The organism is Brevundimonas goettingensis (genome assembly GCF_017487405.1).
In the GTDB taxonomy this organism is placed as follows: domain Bacteria; phylum Pseudomonadota; class Alphaproteobacteria; order Caulobacterales; family Caulobacteraceae; genus Brevundimonas; species Brevundimonas goettingensis.
Map to the genome: position 1 here is coordinate 521088 of NZ_CP062222.1, position 19153 is coordinate 540240.

The 19153-nt window shown below is 68.1% G+C and carries 20 protein-coding genes; 9 read left to right on the forward strand and 11 right to left on the reverse strand.

The window, feature by feature from the left end; translation table 11 throughout:
• The 7 genes from IFJ75_RS02695 to IFJ75_RS02725 all read right to left on the reverse strand — a co-directional run bounded on the left by IFJ75_RS02695 (position 1) and on the right by IFJ75_RS02725 (position 6957).
• The gene (locus tag IFJ75_RS02695; RefSeq protein WP_207871032.1) at positions 1-1698 is read right to left on the reverse strand and encodes a bifunctional protein-serine/threonine kinase/phosphatase; all 1698 of its coding nucleotides are present in this window, start codon (positions 1696-1698) and stop codon (positions 1-3) included.
• A 146-nt stretch (positions 1699-1844) separates the two neighbouring features.
• The gene (locus IFJ75_RS02700; RefSeq protein ID WP_207871033.1) at positions 1845-3482 is read right to left on the reverse strand and encodes a pectate lyase; all 1638 of its coding nucleotides are present in this window, start codon (positions 3480-3482) and stop codon (positions 1845-1847) included.
• A gap of 326 nt (positions 3483-3808) precedes the next feature.
• Positions 3809-4390, reverse strand: coding sequence for a hypothetical protein (locus IFJ75_RS02705; RefSeq protein ID WP_207871034.1), 582 nt, complete (start codon positions 4388-4390; stop codon positions 3809-3811).
• Between the two features lies 1 nt (position 4391).
• Positions 4392-5396: a cobaltochelatase subunit CobS gene (cobS, locus tag IFJ75_RS02710; protein WP_207871035.1), complete on the reverse strand. Its 1005-nt coding sequence runs from the start codon at positions 5394-5396 to the stop codon at positions 4392-4394.
• 10 nt (positions 5397-5406) lie between these two features.
• Positions 5407-5769, reverse strand: coding sequence for an FAD-dependent oxidoreductase (locus IFJ75_RS20155; protein WP_404822071.1), 363 nt, complete (start codon positions 5767-5769; stop codon positions 5407-5409).
• Positions 5685-6518, reverse strand: coding sequence for an FAD-dependent monooxygenase (locus IFJ75_RS20160; protein ID WP_207871037.1), 834 nt, complete (start codon positions 6516-6518; stop codon positions 5685-5687). The genes IFJ75_RS20155 and IFJ75_RS20160 overlap by 85 nt, the downstream gene beginning before the upstream one ends.
• A 10-nt stretch (positions 6519-6528) precedes the next feature.
• Positions 6529-6957: an organic hydroperoxide resistance protein gene (locus IFJ75_RS02725; protein WP_207871039.1), complete on the reverse strand. Its 429-nt coding sequence runs from the start codon at positions 6955-6957 to the stop codon at positions 6529-6531.
• A gap of 130 nt (positions 6958-7087) precedes the next feature.
• Here IFJ75_RS02725 and IFJ75_RS02730 point away from each other — a divergent pair, with 130 nt between their 5' ends.
• Both IFJ75_RS02730 and IFJ75_RS02735 read left to right on the forward strand, forming a co-directional pair.
• Positions 7088-7552: a MarR family winged helix-turn-helix transcriptional regulator gene (locus tag IFJ75_RS02730; RefSeq protein ID WP_225896953.1), complete on the forward strand. Its 465-nt coding sequence runs from the start codon at positions 7088-7090 to the stop codon at positions 7550-7552.
• Between the two features lie 107 nt (positions 7553-7659).
• A complete protein-coding gene (locus IFJ75_RS02735; RefSeq protein WP_207871041.1) occupies positions 7660-8766 on the forward strand; it encodes a serine hydrolase domain-containing protein in 1107 nt (368 codons plus the stop codon).
• A 12-nt stretch (positions 8767-8778) separates the two neighbouring features.
• On the opposite strand, the gene IFJ75_RS02740 is transcribed toward IFJ75_RS02735, so the two are convergent.
• On the reverse strand, positions 8779-9450 hold the full coding sequence (locus tag IFJ75_RS02740) for a J domain-containing protein (RefSeq protein ID WP_207871043.1): 672 nt from the start codon (positions 9448-9450) through the stop codon (positions 8779-8781).
• A gap of 45 nt (positions 9451-9495) precedes the next feature.
• On the opposite strand from IFJ75_RS02740, the gene IFJ75_RS02745 reads away from it, so the two are divergent.
• From IFJ75_RS02745 to IFJ75_RS02770, 6 genes are all read left to right on the forward strand, one after another.
• Positions 9496-9813: a BolA family protein gene (locus IFJ75_RS02745; RefSeq protein ID WP_207932438.1), complete on the forward strand. Its 318-nt coding sequence runs from the start codon at positions 9496-9498 to the stop codon at positions 9811-9813.
• A 51-nt stretch (positions 9814-9864) separates the two neighbouring features.
• Positions 9865-11673: an ATP-binding protein gene (locus tag IFJ75_RS02750; protein WP_207871045.1), complete on the forward strand. Its 1809-nt coding sequence runs from the start codon at positions 9865-9867 to the stop codon at positions 11671-11673.
• A 95-nt stretch (positions 11674-11768) separates the two neighbouring features.
• Positions 11769-12248 carry an RcnB family protein gene (locus tag IFJ75_RS02755; RefSeq protein WP_207871047.1) on the forward strand — a complete coding sequence of 160 codons (480 nt, stop codon included), beginning with the start codon at positions 11769-11771 and terminating at the stop codon, positions 12246-12248.
• A 405-nt stretch (positions 12249-12653) separates the two neighbouring features.
• A complete protein-coding gene (locus IFJ75_RS02760; protein ID WP_207871049.1) occupies positions 12654-13082 on the forward strand; it encodes an RcnB family protein in 429 nt (142 codons plus the stop codon).
• A gap of 226 nt (positions 13083-13308) precedes the next feature.
• A complete protein-coding gene (locus IFJ75_RS02765) occupies positions 13309-13710 on the forward strand; it encodes a hypothetical protein (protein ID WP_207871051.1) in 402 nt (133 codons plus the stop codon).
• Positions 13711-14306: 596 nt separating this feature from the next.
• Entirely contained in the window at positions 14307-15998 is a 1692-nt protein-coding gene (locus tag IFJ75_RS02770; protein ID WP_207871052.1) for a cisplatin damage response ATP-dependent DNA ligase, read from the forward strand.
• Positions 15999-16000: 2 nt separating this feature from the next.
• On the opposite strand, the gene IFJ75_RS02775 is transcribed toward IFJ75_RS02770, so the two are convergent.
• The 3 genes from IFJ75_RS02775 to IFJ75_RS02785 form a co-directional block, all read right to left on the reverse strand.
• The gene (locus tag IFJ75_RS02775; RefSeq protein WP_207871054.1) at positions 16001-16510 is read right to left on the reverse strand and encodes a hypothetical protein; all 510 of its coding nucleotides are present in this window, start codon (positions 16508-16510) and stop codon (positions 16001-16003) included.
• A 90-nt stretch (positions 16511-16600) separates the two neighbouring features.
• Positions 16601-17944: an ATP-binding protein gene (locus tag IFJ75_RS02780; RefSeq protein WP_207871056.1), complete on the reverse strand. Its 1344-nt coding sequence runs from the start codon at positions 17942-17944 to the stop codon at positions 16601-16603.
• A complete protein-coding gene (locus tag IFJ75_RS02785; RefSeq protein ID WP_207871058.1) occupies positions 17944-18675 on the reverse strand; it encodes a response regulator in 732 nt (243 codons plus the stop codon). Before IFJ75_RS02785 ends, IFJ75_RS02780 begins: the two co-directional genes overlap by 1 nt.
• A gap of 218 nt (positions 18676-18893) precedes the next feature.
• Between IFJ75_RS02785 and IFJ75_RS02790 the strand changes: the two genes are divergently transcribed.
• Complete coding sequence (locus IFJ75_RS02790) at positions 18894-19091, forward strand: hypothetical protein (RefSeq protein ID WP_207871060.1); 198 nt, start codon at positions 18894-18896, stop codon at positions 19089-19091.
• Positions 19092-19153 lie beyond the last annotated feature (62 nt).

Here is a 19153-nt window from a genome sequence, read left to right on the forward strand (position 1 = left end):
CTAGCGGGTCGCCAGCGAGACCATCAGGGCGATGACCAGCAGGATGCAGACGCCCTGCCAGAAGCGCACCGGGTCGCGCTCGATCAGGGACGGCGGCTGGGGCGGGGTGACGGCGACGGCGCTGCCGCTTTCCAGCACATGGATCAGCTCCTCCACGTCGGCGAACCGGTCGGCGGGATCGACGGCGATGGCGCGCAGGATGGCGGCCTCCAGCCAGGCGGGCATGTCGGGACGCAGCTGGGTCGGCGGGATGGGCTTTTCGAACTTCGGCCGCTGCGGCAGCTCGACCTGGCCGCGCGGATAGTCCTTGGCGAACAGGCGGTAGAGGGTGACGCCCAGGGCGTACTGGTCGGTCAGGGCGTCGCCGGGACTACTGTCGAACAGCTCGGGCGCCATGTATCCGGCCGTGCCCGGCGCCTCGCCCTCGGTGAAGTCCTCGACCTTGGGCAGCCGGGCGACGCCGAGGTCGATCAGCTTCAACCCGCCATTCTTCTCGAGGATGACATTGTCCGGCTTGATGTCGCGGTGGGCGATGCCCTGACGGTGCAGGGCCGCGACGCCGCGTGACAGGCGGATGGCCTCGCGCACGCCCGGCTGGATGTCGAGGGGCCCGTCGGCGGCCAGACGGGCGTGCAGGGTGCGGCCCTCATAGAAGGGCTGGGCGATGTAGAGCCGGCTCTGGCGGCCGGGATCCAGCGTCAGGGTCTTGCCGACATAGGGGCTGTCGATGCGGCGGCCGATGAAGCTTTCGCGCAGGAAGGAGAGCCGGGCGCCGTGCTCGCTGAGCAGGGCCGGCTTGGGGAATTTCAGCACGATCGGCGTCGGGTCTGCGCCGTCCTTCGCCAGGAAGACGCGGGTGTATTTGCCGTCCGACAACAGCCGCTCCATCTGGAAGCCGTCGACGTTGTCGCCAGCGTCGGGGGGAGGGAGGATGGGCAGACCCTCGGCCTCGACCCCGATCGCCTCCGAGTCGAGCGGGCCGAGGCGGATAACGTCGATGACGATGGCCGTGGCGTTGTCGGTCGCGCCGTTGGCGGTGGCCTGATCGACGACGCACTGGGCGTCGGCGTCGGGCGAGGCCATGCGACCGAGAAGCCGGGTCAGGGTCTCCGGGTCGACCACGCCGTGGACCCCGTCTGAGGTCAGCAGGAGCCGGTCGTAGGGCTTGAGCGGCACCGGCCGGACGTCCAGCCGGACATCGGCCTCGATGCCGACGGCGCGGTACAGGACGTGGCTCAGCCCGGGCTGGGCCAGGACGTGGTCCTCGGTCAGCTGGGTCAGGACGCCGTCGCGGAAATGCCAGGCCCGGCTATCGCCGACGTGGAGGACGGTCGCCTCGCGGCCGCGCAGGACCAGGGCGGTGAAGGTGGTCGCGGCGCCCTTCATCTCGGGATCGGTGCGGCCCTTGGAATGGAGCCAGCGGTTGAAGCCGAGCAGGGAGGCGACGCCGGCGGCCGCGATCCCGCCCAGCGGACTTTTCGACAGATAGCCGTCGATGAAGCTGCGGGTCGCCAGTTCGGCGGCGATACGGCCGCCTTTCGAGCCCGAGACCCCGTCGGCGACCACGGCGACGATGCCGTGCAGCGCCTGTTCCGACGGCGTGCCCAGATGGACGGCGCCGAAGTCCTGGTTGTCCGCGCGCGGCCCCAGGGCGGTGGCGAACCCCGCCGCGATCTCCAGCCTGCCCGACGCGTCCATGTCCGATCCCCTCAGTCAGCCCATGGGGCGGGAACAGGACGCGCCGTCAAGGGCCACCGGAGCCCCACGGGCTCCGGATGGGAAGTGAGAGCATGATTCACGCTTGTGCCGGAGCCGCGCGGCGGCTCCTCCAAGGCGATCATGCTCTAGGCCTCAAGCGCCTCGATCAGGTCGCCCATGTTTCTGATGAAGACGGCGGTCGAGATGCCGTCGACCGGGAAGTCGGTGTTGTAGGGCGAGACGTCCCACAGGTCGCCGACGCGGGTGGTCTGATACTCTCCGCCGGTCACGGCTTCGGGCGAGGGGCCGTTGTACGGGTTGGAGGTGGTGGTCAGGGGGGTGATCCAGGCGCCGTTGTCATCCAGCTTCGACAGGACGGCGGCGATCGCCTCGGGCGCCGGGGCGCGTTCGCGGCGGGCGTCGGTCGACATGTCCCAGACGCTGACGTCGCGCAGGGTGAAGTATTTCGGCAGCTTCAGCGTCCCGGCCTTGGCCTTGAGCGGGGAGGCGGCGATCAGGGCGGCCGGATCCATGGCGAAGGCGGCCTCGTACTCGCGGCGGATGGCGGCGGTGTCGATGCTGCGGAACGAGCCGTAGTGGACGATCAGATTATTGGGGTTGGCGTCGGCGTAATAGTGGCCGTTGGCGATGTTGGACCCCTTGCGGTGGATATAGACCGGGGTGTTCGAGCCTTCGAGGATGAAGGTCGGATGGGTCCGGCCGGGCGCAATCAGGTTCTGGGGCGTCTTGACCTGATCCAGCCAGTCCAGGGCCTCGGGCAGGCGCTCCAGGAATTTGCGGTCGCCCGTCAGCTTGTAGAAGCCGATCATCGAACGGATGTTGGCCGCCGTCGTGTGGGTGGCGAAGGCCTGGGGTTCGATGGTGCGGGCCGGGGCGGGCTTCAGGGTGTCGGGGAAATGCTGCAGACCCCAGGCCGGCTGCGGCATGGGCTGCTGGGTCTTCACATAGATGTCCATGCCGCGCTCGATGGCGTCGACCAGACGGGCGTCGTTCGAGCCGAGCGCCTGATGGGCATAGAGCAGGAACTCCAGGTTCTCGCCCGCCACATCGTCATTGAAGGTGATGTAGGGCGTGTAGTCGGCGTGACCATGCAGGCCGCCGTTCTCGACGAAGGGGAAGCGCTGCGGCCAGCCGCCGTTCGGATACTGGGCGTCGAGGACGAACTGGATCGCCTTGTCGAGCGGGGCGCGATACTTCCGCTCGCGCTTCTCCAGATAGACGCGCAGCAGCAGCTGCGAGGCCTCGGCCGTGCCGGCGTCGTCGAAGGTGGCGTTGCCGTAGTAGCGCTGGAATTCCTCCAGCCGCCAGGCGTTGCCGCCGATCTTCGCATACCAGTCCTTGAGGCTCTCCTCGCCGGCGGTGTCGATGACATAGTTCCAGCCGCCGCGCGGATGCTGGCCCGCGACCAGGGCGTCGGCGGCGGCCTTGGCGGCATTGTAGAACTGCTCGTCGCCGGTGGCGTGATAGGCGTCGAGATAGAGGTGACCGACGGTCGCGGTGCCCGGAGGCTGGACCCAAATCATCGTCGGCTTGGCCTCCAGCTCGCCCCAGCGACGCGAGAAGTCGGGCAAGACCTGCCAGACATATCCGCCGCCCACGGCGACCTTGTCGGTCATGAAGGCCGTGGCCTTCTTCATCGCCGCGAGCACGGCGGCCCGGTCGGCGGGCGGTGCGGTCTGGACGGTGCGGGCGAGGGCGGGGGTGGCCGAGGCGACCGCGGTGGCGGCGGCGGCGGACAGGAGGGCGCGGCGATTCATCTGCATGACGGTGTTTCCATTTCCCGGGGAGAGCTCTTGGCGGCCCTTCAACGGCGCGGATACAAGCACCGATGACACCGGTTTCCTAGGGGGTGAGGCGGGGGAATTTCGAAGAACGATGTGTGGCTCGGGAATGTCTACATCTATTACCGCTCATCCCGGCGAATGCCGGGATCCAGATCCAGACGCTATCTCCGCTGGAGGTCACGAACAGCGCGAAACTTCTGCCGTCGCATGTGAGTCTGGATCCCGGCATTCGCCGGGATGAGCGGTGGATGGCAGGTCCGATGAGATCGTCCTCGAGCATGTCACGCCAAGGGCGGCCTGGAGGGCTAGTGCGGTTCGCCCGGCGTCGAGGCGGGCCCGAAAATCAGGTTCGTCACCATGGCCGCGCGCGCCTCGGCTTCGGCCGCCTTGGCCGGATCGGGGTTGGGCTCGATTTCCATCGACCAGACGACACCGGCCGGAGGATGGAGGTCGCGGCACAACGTCCTCGTGTGCAGTCGGCTCATGACGTCACGATTGCGGTCCATCCGATCGATGTCGCCGTCGCCGTCATTATCGGCTCGCCCCGGCGCGCTGACGGTGATGTCCCAATGCGCGGGCTCGGGCGTGCGGTCGCCTTGACCGGGCAGGCGTGCGCCGTCCGGGGAGGTCAGATAGACCGTGGTTCCGGAAGGGGTCTCCCAGAACGCCATGACCGAATAGGGCTCGATATGCCCCTCGATCTCGATAAGGCCGCAGCCGATCCGGGCGCCGCCGCGCGGGCTTTCCTTGAAATCCTGCGACAGGATCCGCCCGGCAGGCCGTTCGGTCTGGACGGCGGCGATCAGCTGATCGTCGCCGGGACGCACAGGTCGCGAAGCCTCCGCCTGAAGGCCCAGGGCGATCAGTGCGAGGAGCGCAGCGGGCATCTCAGCCCACCTTCACCCGCGTCGCCGCCTCGGGGAGATCTTCCCCGAAGGCCCTTTGATAGAACTCGGCGATGGTCGGCCGTTCCAGCTCGTCGCACTTGTTCAGGAAGGTCAGGCGGAAGGCGAGGCCGACGTCGTTGCCGAAGATGATGGCGTTCTGGGCCCAGGTGATGACGGTGCGGGGCGACATGACGGTGGAGATGTCGCCGTTCATGAAGGCGTTGCGGGTCATGTCGGCGACGCGGACCATGGCCGCGATGCGGCGCAGGCCCTCGGCGTCGGACCACTCGGGCACCTTGGCGGCGACGATGCCCGCTTCGACGTCGTGCTCGAGGTAGTTCAAGGTGGTGACAATGTTCCAGCGGTCCATCTGGCCCTGATTGATCTGCTGGGTGCCGTGATACAGGCCCGAGGTGTCGCCCAGGCCGATGGTGTTGGTGGTCGAGAACAGGCGGAACCAGCGGTTCGGGCGGATGACGCGGTTCTGGTCCAGCAGGGTCAGGCGGCCTTGCGCCTCCAGCACGCGCTGGATCACGAACATCACGTCGGGACGGCCGGCGTCATATTCGTCGAAGACCAGGGCGATGGGGCGCTGCAGGGCCCAGGGCAGCATGCCTTCGCGGAATTCGGTGATCTGTTTGCCGTCCTTAAGGACGATGGCGTCCTTGCCGACCAGATCGATGCGCGAGACGTGGCTGTCGAGGTTCACCCGGACCAGCGGCCAGTTCAGCCGGGCGGCGACCTGTTCGATATGGGTCGACTTGCCGGTGCCGTGATAGCCCTGGACCATGACGCGGCGGTCGTAGGCGAAGCCGGCGCAGATCGCGAGCGTCGTCTGCGGGTCGAAGCGATAGGCCGGATCGACCTCGGGCACATGGCTGTCGACCGTGTCGAACATCGGCACGACCATGTCGGAATCGACGCCGAAGGCTTCGCGCACGGTCACCTTGCGGTGCGGTTCGAACGTCAGGAGGGGATCGGGAGTCGCGTCGAGGAGGGAGGCCATGAGTGTGCGATTAGCGCACGGCCGTCGGGTGGTCGAGACCCAGACCGCGCTTGAGCGCCTGATTGATCAATCCGGGCAGGGATGCGGCGATCGGGGGAGCGATGCGTTTCAGGAAACGGGCTTTCGCAGACTGGTCGGTGACGAAGCCGGTCAGCCCGCGGGACGTCTTCACCCAGGCCGCATCGACGGCGTGACGCAGCCGGGCGTAGTCGGCGATGCGAGAAAGGTCGCCCTGTAAGGCGTCCACCGCGCAGGCGGCGAAGACATAGCCGTCCTCGATGCCCAGGTTCATGCCGCGTCCGCCGATGGGCGAGTGGATATGGGCGGCGTCCCCGGCGAGGGCGACCCGGCCGACGGCCATGGTCGGAGCCATCCGATGCGAGACCTTGAACTCGGATTGCCAGCGGACCTTTCCGCCGTCCAGCTCGCGGGCAGGCGCGGCAGCAGGGGCTCGCCGAAGCCGATCAGTCGGAAGGTCCCGCCGGAGAAGGGCAGGGCGATCAGCGGTCCCGCGCGCTGGAAGTCGATGCGCGCCTCGTCCGGGGCCGCGCCCGCTATATCGACATCCATCAGATGCCAGGGCAGGTCCGAGGCGTCGCCGGGGAAGCCGAGGTCCAGGGCGTGGCGCACAGCCGAATGGGCTCCGTCGGCGCCGAGCAGCAAGGCGGCGGTGACCGTTTCGCCGGTCGACAGGACGGCGATGACGGCGTCGTCCGTCTGGGTAAGGCCGGTCAGGCCCGCGCCGCGTTCAGGACGCACGCCGAGGTCGGCCAGCGCCTCGGCCAGCAGCCGTTCCGTCTCGGCCTGGGGCAGGATGGTCATGGGCCGGCCCGGGGCGACCCGATCCCAGTCGGGACGGATCGTGGCGCTGACCCGGCCCTCGTGGGCGACGCGGATCGTGCTGATCCTCTGGCCCTCCGTGCGGATGCGGTCGGCGACCCCCGTCGGCTGCAGCAGTTCCAGCGTGCGCGGATTGACGGCCAGGGCCTTGGAGGTCGTCGTCGGCGCGGGTGCCGCATCGACGATGCGCACGGCGACGCCAGCCCGCGTCAGGAACAGCGCCGCCGCCAGTCCCGTGGGACCGGCGCCGACGATCAGGACCTGCGGGCCGGGCGCGCTCATGCGCCGGAGGTTATTCCGCGGTCAGGTCCACGTCCACATTGCCGCGGGTGGCGTTGGAGTAGGGGCAGACCTGGTGGGCGGCGGCGATCAGGCCGTCGATGGTCGACTTGTCGAGGCCGTGGTCGGTGACCTTGATGGCGATGTCCAGGTTGAAGCCCTCGCCGCGGGTGTTCGGGCCGATGCCGACCGTGGTGTGGATCTTCGTGTCCGGACCGACCGGCGTGCCCGCCTTGCCCGAGACCAGACGCAGGGCGCCCATGTAGCAGGCGGCGTAGCCGGCCGCGAACAGCTGTTCCGGATTGGTGCCGGCGCCGCCCTTGCCGCCCATTTCGGCGGGCAGGGACAGCAGGACGTCGATCTTGCCGTCGTCGGTGGCCGAGCGGCCTTCGTCGCGGCCGCCGCCGGTGGAGGTGGCGTGCGCCTTGTACAGAACGTTCATCGGGGGATCTCCTGTCGTGGCCGTCGCGGCGGCGAGTTGTTTATCGCGATAAACATCTTCTAGGCCTGCGCTCTCGCCGAGTCCAGCGAAAGTTTGTGACGCTAACCGTTATTGTGATAAATGATTGGGTATGGAGACGTCCCAAACCCTTTCGCCTGCTTCGATGTCGCTCGACGACCATCTGTGCTTCGCCTTGTATTCCGCCTCCATGGCGGTGACGCGGCTCTACAAGCCCATGCTGGACGAGTTGGGCATCACCTATCCCCAGTATCTGGTGCTCAACGCCCTGAAAGATGTCGGCGCGAATGAGGACGGCTTCCTGACCGTCGGCGGCCTGGCGTCACGGCTGGCGCTGGAGCCCTCGACCATCACCCCCCTGGTCAAGCGGCTGGAGGCGGCGGGCCTGGTCACGCGCACGCGCAGCCTCAAGGACGAGCGCGAGGTTCAGGTGCGGCTGGCCGAAACAGGCAGGGACGTCATCGCCCGTTCGACCTGTCTCGCCGAGGCCCTGCTGGCCAAGTCGGACATGGCCGTGAGTGATCTGGGCAGGCTGCGCGATCTGGTGCGCGAGTTCCGGGGCAAGGTGGCGGCCTGAGGCGGCCTGAGGCGGGAAGTGGCCGCCTTACCGCGAATTCACTGGGTCGGCGCGACGTCGGCGGCGATGGTCGGGGTCTCCCCCGGTGTCCTCCCCCGAGACCTGTCATGACCCAGTTCACACGCCGCCATGCCCTGCTGACCGCCGTCGGCGCCTCGGCCCTGATCACCGCCCCGGCCTTCGCCCGTTCGGTGTTGCGTCCCGATCCTACCGAAGACACTCGCGTCGACGCCATCGCTCAGGAGTTCGGCTTCAACGGGGTGATCCTGCTGGGCCGGGCCGGGCGGCCGGAGTTCCGCAAGGCTTACGGCGTCGCCGACGTCGCCACCGGGCGGCCGGCCTCGGTCGGCGACCGCTACGCCATCGCTTCCATCTCCAAATGGCTGACGGTGACCGCGATCCTGCAGCTGGTCGATCAGGGCAGGCTGGCGCTGGATGCGCCGATCAACACCTGGCTGCCGGACTATCGCACGGACACCGGCGGCACGGTCACCCTGCGCCACCTGCTCAACAACACCAGCGGCATTCCGAACCTGCTCAACGCCGCCGTCGGGGCCGATCCGACGCTCAACACCTCGACCATGCCTGCCGCCGAGGCGGTCAAACGGTTCTGCTCGGGCGACCCGATCTTCGCGCCCGGCGCCCGGTTCGACTATGTCCCCACCAACTGGATCCTGGTCATGGCGATCATGGAGGCGGCGACCGGCGAGGCCTATCCGGCCCTCATGGACCGGCTGGTGATCACGCCCCTGGGCCTGCCGGACACCGGATTGTGCGACGCGGCCTTCCTGGAGGCGGGCGATGTGGCCAAGGCCTACAAGACCCTGTCGCCGCCGGTGCTCAAGATGTGGCCGCGCCCGACCTTCATCGCCGCGGCGGGCGGCTTCTACAGCACCGCCGCCGATCTGCTGCGCGCCGCCCACGGGGTGTTCGACGGCGACCTGCTGTCCGCATCCTCACGCGAGGAGATGGCGCGGATCACCGTGCCCGATCAGCACTATTCCCTCGGCGGGCGGGTCGCGGTGGTGAATATCGACGGCCAGGTGAGGCGCGGCGGCTGGGAGACCGGGCGCACCGACGGCTACCGCTCGGTGCTGGGCCATCTGTTCGACGACCACAGGACGGTGGTGGTGCTCAACAACACCGACATGTCCCAGCAGGTCATGGACCAGATCGCGCTCAGGCTCCTGAACGCGACCTGGGCCGAGGCTTAAGCCGCCCCGTCCTCAGGCGGCGAGGCCCGCCTTTTTCAGCGTCTTGTAGGCCTTGATGACGCGGACCAGCTTGGCCTCGGCGCCGCGGTCGCCGCCATTGTGGTCGGGGTGGCAGCGCTTGAGCAGGGCGTGATAGGCGGCCTTGATCTCTTCCTTGGTCGCGCCGGGCTCGAGGTCGAGGTCGCGCAGGGCGCCGCCCTCGATCTTGCCGACGCGGTGGACCGGCTCGGCCGGGGCGGGCGCATGTTCGCCGCGCCGGCCGAACAGGCCGTAGCTGTCGCGCCACGAGCCTTCGCCCGTCGTGTTGGCCGTACCCATCTTGGCGGCGAAGGTCGCGGCCTCGCGGGAGTTCTTGGAGGCCTTCATGTCCCAGGTCGGCCGCCCGCCGGTCATGGCCTCGTTTTCCTTGGCCGCCCGGATCTGGGCCTCGTTCATCCCGGCGTAGAAATTCCAGGCCTTGTTGTACTCGGCCGCGTGAGGCTGGCAGAAATTATAGAAGTCGTTCAGCCGCTCGCGCGATTTCGGGGCGCGCGCGGTCGCCGCCTTGGAGCAGTCGGGGTGGTCGCACGGCTTCTCGCCGGGCTTGAGGCGCAGCACATCCTGTTCCGCCTCAGCCTCTCCGGGCTTCGACGGCTTGATCCGCATGTCCTTGAAACGGGGTTTGTATTCGAATGACGCAGCCATTGTCCCAAGTGTAGGGTGGATTTGGACCTCATCAAGGACACATCGATGCCGGACGGCCCTATCGCGACGATTATCCGGGAAAAATTGGTTTCAGCCCTGTCGCCGACCCATCTGGAGCTCGAAGACGACAGCTGGCGGCACGCCGGTCACCATCATGAGGGCGGCATGGACGCCAAACCCGGCGGCGAGAGCCACTTCAACCTGACGGTGGTCTCCGAATCTTTCGAGGGGCAGGGGCGTGTGGCGCGTCAGAGGACCATCAACGCCCTGCTAGCCGAAGAGTTGGCCGGGCCCGTGCACGCGCTTTCGATCCGGGCCCTGACGCCTTCCGAAACCGAAAACAAAGCGTTCACTTCGTCTTAGACACTTTTACGTAGCGTGCTGCCCGGGCGGTTCAGTTTTCCGGGAATATCAATGGTCGGATCCGAGGGTATCGGCAAAGGGCTTGGCGGGGGCGCGGGTGACGCGGCCCAGGCCCTGACCGCGATCCTGCAGACCCAGTATCTGCGTTACCTCATCATCGCCAGCTGGGCCGTGGGCCTGCTGGGGACCGTCGGCTGGCGCACGGCGCTGGCTTGGTTCGCGGTCACCCTGGCCGCCGGCGCCATCCGCGGCGCCTTTGAAAAGCGCATGGCCGACAAGGTCGGGGCGGGCTGGGGCTTCGTCTTTCCGGCGGTCGCCACCGTGACCACGGGCGCCTGGGCCTCGGCGCCCCTTCTCGCCTGGTTCTCGGGCGAGCCCTTCGGCCAGGCCCTGGCCGTCGCCCTGCTGATTTCCGGCTATGTCCTGGTGTTCGCCCAGCTGCGCGGCGCGCCGCGTCAGGCCATCGTCATCTCCTCGCCCTATGGCGTCGCCGGCCTGGTGATCCTGGCCAGCCTGTGGGGCGGCCCGCTGTTCTGGCCCTTCCTCAGCGTCCTGCCGTTCACGGCCGCGGGCATGTTCGTCCTGGTGACCATGAACATGCTGCGCGAAGAGCGGATCCGCGCCTTCCAGGAGCATCAGGCCCATCTGATCGAGGAGCTCGAGGGCGCCCGCGACAAGGCCGACGCCGCCAACAACGCCAAGTCCAGCTTCCTGGGCGTCATCTCGCACGAACTGCGCACCCCGATGAACGGTGTCCTAGGCGCCGCCCAGCTGCTCAGCGCCACCCGCCTCGAGACCACCCAGCGCGACTATCTGTCGATCATCCGTAACTCGGGCGACAACCTCCTGAGCCTGCTCAACGACATCCTCGACATGACCAAGATCGAGGCGGGCAAGATGACCTTCGAGACGGTCGACGTCTCGCTGGAAGACCTGCACCGCCGCGTCACCGGGCCCTTCATGGCCCAGGCCGAGGCCAAGGGCATCGAGTTCGTGTCCGAGTTCGAGGGCGAGGCCCCGTCGATCGTGCGCGGCGACCCGCTGCGCGTCTGTCAGGTGATCCAGAACCTGCTGTCCAACGCCGTGAAGTTCACCGAACGGGGCGCGATCACCTACACCATCCGCTCGACCCGCCTGTCGGACCGGCGCGTGGCCTTCGACTTCGCCATCCGCGATTCCGGCTCGGGCATCAGCCCCGAGGACCTGGCGCGGCTGTTCCAGCCCTTCACCCAGGTGGACGCCTCCTCCACGCGCCGCTTCGGCGGCACGGGGCTGGGTCTGACCATCGCGCGGCGCATGGCCAATATCATGGGCGGCGACATCACTGTGGAATCGACCGTGGGCGAGGGTTCGACCTTCACCTTCTCGGTCCAGGCCGAGGTCGTCGAATGGAGCGCGGTCGAAGCTGCCGTGGCCATCGCCGCCGAGATCGACGAGGGCCAGGCCCTGAATGTGCTGGTGGTCGAGGACCACCCGGTGAACCGCATGATCCTGGAGGCCTGGCTGGGCTCGGCCGGCCATACCACCGCCTCGGCGGAGAACGGCCAGATCGCCGTGGACATGGCCGCCGACCAGGCGTTCGACCTGATCATCATGGACGTCAACATGCCCGTGATGGACGGCCTCAGCGCCACCCGCCTGATCCGCGAGGGCGGCGCCAATGCCGAGACCCCGATCGCCGTCCTGTCGGCCTCGGCCCGCAGCGAGGATCACGCCGCGGGTCTGGACGCCGGCGCCGACGCCTATCTGAACAAACCCATCGACTTCGCCGCCCTGGCCGTTCTGATGAACAGGGTCGGCGGCGGTCGGTCCGCCGTGCGCGCCGGCAGTGAACAGGGCGAAACCGCGGCGGCCGCCTGAACCTAACCTTACCAGAGGTGTTCAGACCCGGCTCAAGGGCCGGTGACTAGTCTGAGGGCAGGTCGAAGGTTCGGCTGTCCAAGGATCTCGTCACCATGAAGAAGTTTATCACCACCGCCGTCGCCGCCGCCATCGCCGCCGGTTCGCTGGGCCTGGCCTCGGCCGCCAGCGCCCAGTCGTATGGCCGCCCCGATCAGCGCAATGACCACCGTCAGGAACAGCGCCAGGATCACCGCGACGACCGTCGCGATGACCGGCGGGACGTCCGTGACGACCGTCGTGACGACCGTCGCGAGTACCGTCAGGACCAGCGCGCCTATGACCGCTATCAACGGGCCGAACGCCGCTATAACGCCGGTCGCTGGCAGCAACCGCGTGGCACCCGCTATCAGGTCTATGGCTACGGCCAGCGCCTGCCGAGCTCGTACAACGCCTATGTCGTGAACGACTACAACCGTTACGGCCTGCGGGCTCCGCCGCGCGGCTACCACTATGTCCGCAACGGCAATGACGTGGTCCTCGCCGCCGTCGCCGGGGGTCTGATCACCGCCGTGATCGCGGGTCTGTTCAACTAGGGCCTGCCGCGCTGAGCGCGACTTGAGGCCCGGAACCAGGGCCTGTCGCCCCTGAAGCCTGAAGAAGCGCCCCGGAGGGAAGCCTCCGGGGCGTTTTCGTATGCCTTCCCGTCCGTCATCCTCGGGCTTGTCCCGAGGACCCATCGTTCCGCCACACGGAAGATGGTGAGGGCGGTGACCTCGATCCAGCGTCCCGCTTGCTGACCCCTGGGTCCTCGGGACGAGCCCGAGGATGACGGGTAGGGGGCGGTTGGCGTGTGTCGCTCTATGTCCGCACTTGTCCGTCCGGAAACAGAGGGGCGGATGTTCGGTCCTCCGCTGAACCGAGAAAAACGGCGGCCTCAGGAACGGCTCAGGTGGCGGGTCCCAAGGTCTGTTCATGGCTCTGGAACAAAGGAGATCGCCATGAACAAGACCGTCATCACCGCCGCGCTCGCCGCCGTCATCGCGAGCGCCAGCTTCGGGGTCGCCTCGGCCGCCCCGGCCCCGGCCCAGCACCGCGCTCCGGCGCACGCCCAGCCGGCTCACCCGCAGCCGCCGGCGGTTCGTCCGGCCCCGGCGCCCCAGGCCTACGGTCGCTGGCAACAGGCACCGCGTCGCTACTCGGCGCCCCGCTATGTCGCCCCGCGTGGTTCTCAGGCCCGGGCCTGGAGCTACGGCCAGCGGATGCCCGCCCAGTACCGGACGCGGACCTATGTCGTGACCGACTACGGCCACTACGGTCTGCGCGCCCCGCCGCGCGGCTACCAGTATGTCCGCAGCGGCAATGACGTGGTCCTGACCGCCGTCGCCACCGGCCTGATCACCGCCGTCATCGCCGGCCTGTTCAACTGATGAGGCCCGCGTCGCCCGGTCCTGCCCGCGAGGGGAGGGCCGGGCTGACGGCCGTCAGGCTCGCTTCTCGCTGAAGGGGGCGGATCAACTGCCTGAAGTTTTACACCATTTTACAACGCCTATCACTTTGGTCGGATAGAAGCCCCCTCATCGCCGCGCCGCCTCGGGCTGAGGTTCGCGCAGCGAGACCACTCATCAGTTTCCGCAAGACTGTGTCAGGACAGGGATGCGTCGCAGGGCTTTCAAGGTCCCGGAGATTCCGCCGGGCGTCATCTTCTCCGTCGTGGTCATCGTCATCGCGGCGCTGGTCCTGATCCTGTTCAAATCCGGCTGGCCCCAAGGCCTGATGGCGCGACTGCAGGGCGGGCCTGAAGACGCGGCGATCGAGGCGCGCCTGGCCGTCCTGCGTCAGGGGCGCGCTCCGCAGGCCGCGCCTGTATCCCACGCCGACGCCCTGATGGCCTGTTCCGAGGCCCAGGACTTTGCCGTCCGCGTCGCCCAGCGCGACAATCTCGAAGACGCCGCCCTGGCCACGCGCGAGATGCGCCGCGTCTGCCAGCCCTATTTCGACTCGGCGACGGGACGGTCGCCGGGTCTCCAGACCGATCACCCGACTGATCCCGGGTGATCGCAGGCGGCCCGGATCGCTCTCCCTCCAAGCCGTGCGCCCGGGCCGCCGACCTCGTCTTTCCGCAGGCGGCGTTTGCACTCCAGAAACACGAGTGCAAAAAGTGCAATTCGGAAGCGGGACCTTAGATTCCGTCTGTAGAAACCTGAATTATCAGAACTCCTCCGGGTACGATTTTCGGGCGTCCTTTGCACTCGCATGCACGCGCGTGCATTTCGGTTCGTCCGCGAACAGCCATGTCAAAGACCGGAATGGGCCAGGATACACCCGCGTGGGCGGGCGCCAGGTCGGCGGGGTTGAGAAACGCGCAGGGGATTGATCAGGAAGGATTTCGGCGACCGGCGAATGCGCAGCTGGGCCTTGGTCTTCACCCTCCCACCGCTCATCCCGGAGAATGCCGGTATCCAGATGCACATGCGGTGTGTGAAGTTGTGTGCAGTTGGCGTTCTTGCGGCCCTTACGGTGTCTGTATCTGGATCCCGGCATTCGCCGGGATGAGCCTGGAGAAGGGGGAAGCACCTTGATCCGAAACGATTACCGGCCAGACTCGTTGGCCTCGGGTCGCGACTGGCGACCTTGTCCGGATCACCCGCCTCTTGCGCGCCTTCGCCGAGCTTCTGGATCGTTTGTCGCTGACGTCTTCGCGCAATGCGAAGCTGGTGCTGCTGCGCGACTATCTGAAGGCGACGCCTGATCCGGACCGGGGCTGGGCCCTGGCGGCCCTGACCGGCGATCTGAGCTTCGACGCGGCCAAGCCGGCGATGATCCGAAGGGCGGTGGAGGCGCGCGTCGACAGCGTGCTGTTCGGCTGGTCCTACGACTATGTCGGCGACCTGGCCGAGACGGTCGCCCTGATCTGGCCCGGCGACCCTGACCGGCGGCCGAACCGCGAGCCCGAGCTGTCGGAGGTGATCGAGGCCCTGAAGGCGGCGAAGCGCGGCGAGGTCCAGGGGCTGATCGAGGGCTGGCTGGACGCCCTGGCGCCCAAGGGCCGCTGGGCCCTGCTGAAACTGGTCACCGGCGCCCTGCGCGTCGGCATGTCGGCGCGGCTGGCCAAGACGGCGGCGGCCATGATCCGGCCCGCCTCGGTGACCGAACCGCCCGAGCCCGAGGGCGGCGAGACGGTCACGGTCCTGGAGCCTGTCGACGCCTCGGACATCGAGGAGGTCTGGCACGCGGTGGAGCCGCCCTATGCCGATTTGTTCGCCTGGCTGGAGGGGCGGGGAGAGCGGCCCAGCCCCGATGCGCCCGGCCGCTTCCGCCCGGTCATGCTGGCCGTGGCCGTCGACGAGGCGGCGGACTTCCCCAAGCTGAGCCCCGCCGACTATGCCGCCGAATGGAAATGGGACGGCATCCGGGTGCAGGCGGTGCGCGAACAGGGGGTGGCCAAACTCTATTCCCGCACCGGCGACGAAATCTCCGGCGCCTTTCCCGACGTCATGGCCGGGCTGACGTTCGAGGGCGCGATCGACGGAGAGTTGCTGGTCTGGCGGGACGGCGAGGTCGCCCCCTTCGGCGACCTGCAGCAAAGGCTGAACCGCAAGACGGTCGATGCGAAACTGATGGCGGCCCATCCGGCGGCGGTGGTCGCCTATGATTTGCTGGCCGAGAACGGCGAGGACCTGCGCGGTCTGCCACTCAGGGAGCGCCGCGCCCGGCTGGAGGCCCTGATCGCCGTGCATGAGGGTCACCGGCTGCATCTGTCGCCGGTGGTCGACTACGACAGCTGGGAGGGGCTGGGCCTGCTGCGGGCTGACCCGCCGGTCGGGGCGGCGGCCGAGGGGCTGATGCTCAAGCGCTGGGACAGCGGCTATGTCGCGGGGCGTCCCAAGGGGCCGTGGTTCAAGTGGAAGCGCGATCCCCACACCATCGACGCGGTGATGATGTACGCCCAGCGCGGGCACGGAAAGCGGTCGAGCTTCTATTCCGACTTCACCTTCGGGGTCTGGACCGACGAAGGCGTGCTGACCCCGGTCGGCAAGGCCTATTTCGGTTTCACCGACGAGGAGTTGAAGGGACTCGACAAATTCGTGCGCGACCACACCATCGAACGTTTCGGCCCGGTGCGGTCGGTGCGGGCCGAGCGCGACTTCGGCCTGGTTCTGGAGATCGCCTTCGAGGGGCTGAACCGGTCGCCGCGCCACAAGTCCGGCGTCGCCATGCGCTTTCCGCGTATCAGCCGCATCCGCTGGGACAAGCCCGCGCGCGAGGCCGACACCCTGGCCTCGGTCATGGACCTGCTGGACTCGCTCGAGAGCGGCGGCGGCCGTGTGGCGAAGGTCCCCTAGGTCTACCGCTCGACCAGACGGCCGCGCACCAGGTTGCGGGCGAAGTCGTCATAGGCCCGGTCGGCTTCTTCCCAGGTGTTGAAGCCGTGGACGTCGGCGATGCTGGTCGAATAGCGGGAGTACTGGACCGGAAGACGCCGGCCGTCCGCGGTGATGATTTCACCCTCGATCGTGGCGCCGCCGATGGAGACGCTGTCCATCATCGACAGGCCGGGGCGATCGACGGTCTGCTGCATGGTCGGATGGTTGGGCTTGAGGTCGGTCAGGACCAGTCTGACCTGGGCCCCCGGGTAGGTCCCGGCATGGTTCAGGGCGCGGCTGACGGCCTGGGCCAATTCGTCGCGCTGATAGTCGACGTCGCGCTGACCCAGCTTGGGCGCGTCCTTGATCAGGTCGCCGCCGATCTCCACCGAGACCTGGACCTCCGCGGGCTGGTCGGTCGGCTCGGCGTGAGCCAGAGAGGCCACGGCGGCGGCGGCGGCGAGGGGGGCGAAGAAGGCGAAGCGGCGCATGATCAACTCCATGAAGCCTGAAGACTGGCCCAACCGGAGGAGAAGATGATCCTCGCGGCCTCGCTGCGCCAGAGGGCGTGACAAAATGATCTAGCCAGGAAGCCGGATCAGCGCCTGAAGCCCGCCCATGTCGCTGCGCGCCAGGGTGATGTCGCCGCCGTGGCCGCGCGCTACGTCGCGGGCGATGGCCAGGCCCAGGCCGACGCCCTTGGAGTTCTGGTTGCGGCTCTCGTCGAGGCGCGAGAAGGGGGTGAAGGCCTCGTCGTACATGTCCTCGGGGATGCCGGGACCGTCGTCGTCGACCGCGATCTCCAGCCCGCCCGAAGGCAACGTCCGCGCCGTCAGCCGCACATGCTCGCCATGCGAGGCCGCATTTCCCGCCAGATTGTTGATGGCGCGGCGGAAGGCGATGGGGCGAAGCGCCGCCGTCAGGCCGTTGGGGGCGGAGACCTCGACCACGGCCCCGACCCGGCGGGCGTCGTCGCCGGCGGCGCGCAGCATGGCGCCGACATCGACCGTCTGGGCCGCTTCCCCGGCCTCGCCGCGCGCGAAGGCCAGGTATTCGTCGATCATATGCTCCATCTCGTCGATGTCGCCCTTCATGTCCTCGGCCCGCTTGAACGGCGGGGCGAGGGCCAGCTCCAGCCGCAGCCGGGTCAGGGGCGTGCGCAGGTCGTGGCTGACCGAGGCCAGCAGGGCGGTGCGCTGGTCGATATGGCGCTGGATGCGGTCGCGCATGGCCATGAAGGCGGTCGCGGCCTGACGCACCTCGCGTGCGCCGTGCGGCTTGAACCGGGGCTGGATCTCGCCGCGACCGAAGGCCTCGGCCGCCTCGGCCAGCCGCTCGATGGCCCGGACCTGGTTGCGGATGAACAGGATGGCGACCGACATCAGGAGCACTGTCGCCAGCATCAGCCACAGGACGAAGATGTGGGCCTGGGTCGCCACAGCCCGCTCGCGCGGGGCGATGATGCGCAGGACGCCGTTCGGCTCCTGCACCTGGATGTCGACATAGGCGGGATAGCGGGTCGTATCGAACCAGAAGGGCTGATCAACGCGGGCGTCCAGCGCCTTCTCCAGGGTGCGGTCGACGATGCCGATGGCCCCGCGCCTCTGCTCGGTCGGCAGGGTCTCGTCCTCGATCAGGGCGACGGACAGCTGCATCGACTTCTGGGCCCGTTCGGTGATCACGGCCAGGTTCTGCGGCGTCGGGTCGTCGCGATAGCTCTCGGACGCCCAGGCGATGTCCCCGGCCAGGCCGTCGGACAGGCGGGCGGTGACCCTCTGCCAGTGGGCGTCGAAGAAGGCCCAGGTCACCGCCCCCTGCATGATCAGGATCGGCGCGACGATGATGAGCAGCGACCGTCCCCACAGGGACGACGGCACCCGGCGCTTCAGAAAACGCCCCCAGACGGCGAGGGGGGTGAAGCGCATCAGTCCGGCGCCAGCATATATCCCACGCCGCGCACGGTCTGGAGGTAGCGCGGGTTCTTCGGATCGGCTTCCAGCTTGCGGCGCAGGCGGGTCACCTGGACGTCGACGGCGCGGCCGGTGATGTCGGCGGTGTCGGGCGACAGGTCCATGCGCTCGACGGGCGAGTGGGCGTGGATGGCCAGGGTCTTCAGCAGCTGGGCCTCGGCCTCGGTCAGGCGCATCGGGGCGCCGTCGCGGGTCAGCTCAAGCCGCTCCATGTCGAAGGACGCCGGCCCCAGCTTGATCTCGCGCGGGGTCAGGGGCTTGCCGCCCGTCCGGCGCAGGATGGCGTCGACGCGCAGCGACAGCTCCTTCGGGTCGAAGGGCTTGGACATATAGTCGTCGGCGCCGCGCGACAGGCCTTCGATCCGGTCCGAGGCTTCACCGCGGGCGGTCAGCAGCAACACCGGGGTGCGCGACAGCTGCGCCTTGTTGCGGACCCAGCTGGTCAGCTCCAGCCCGCTCTCGCCCGGCATCATGACGTCCAGCACGACCAGGTCGAACTCGATCAGCTCCATCAGGCGACGCGCGGCGGCGGCATGGGCCGCGCCGGTTGTGCGATAGCCCTCGCGCGCCAGATATTCCTTCAGCAGCTCGCGAATGCGGTCGTCGTCGTCGACGATCAGCAGATGACGGCCCACTCCGGCTCCAGCGACCGGGCCCGACCGGCCGCCCCGTGAATCAGTACTCATGGTCGAATCTCATACCCCAGTCGCCATCCGGCCGCGCGCCAGCCGGACGGACGAATCTATACGACGGACCGGCGTCCCAGGCCAAGTTTCGGCTTTCGCGCCGTTGTGACGCCACGGGCCGCATAGCCGCCCCGCGCCTCTCCCAGGAGTAGGCGTCTGCCGTAGATACAACCTTAATAGTTTGCTGCGACTGTGCACCTGTCAGACAGGTATGGGTTATGTACGTCGAGTTGTCAGCCGAAGATTGCCGCGATCAGGCACGCGAGTGTTTCGCTCACGCGGTCGCCGAGCCAGACGAACGGCGCCGCGAGCAATATCTGCGCGACGGCGAGATGTGGATGTCCCGCTGGCGCTTCTGGACCTCAAGCAACGCGCCTATGACCTATGTGCCCGAAAGCGAAACCCGAGCGGCCTGAGATTTCGCACCTTTGTCAGGTGATCCTGGTCCTCAGGGACTTGCGGCCCGGCGCGCCTTCGC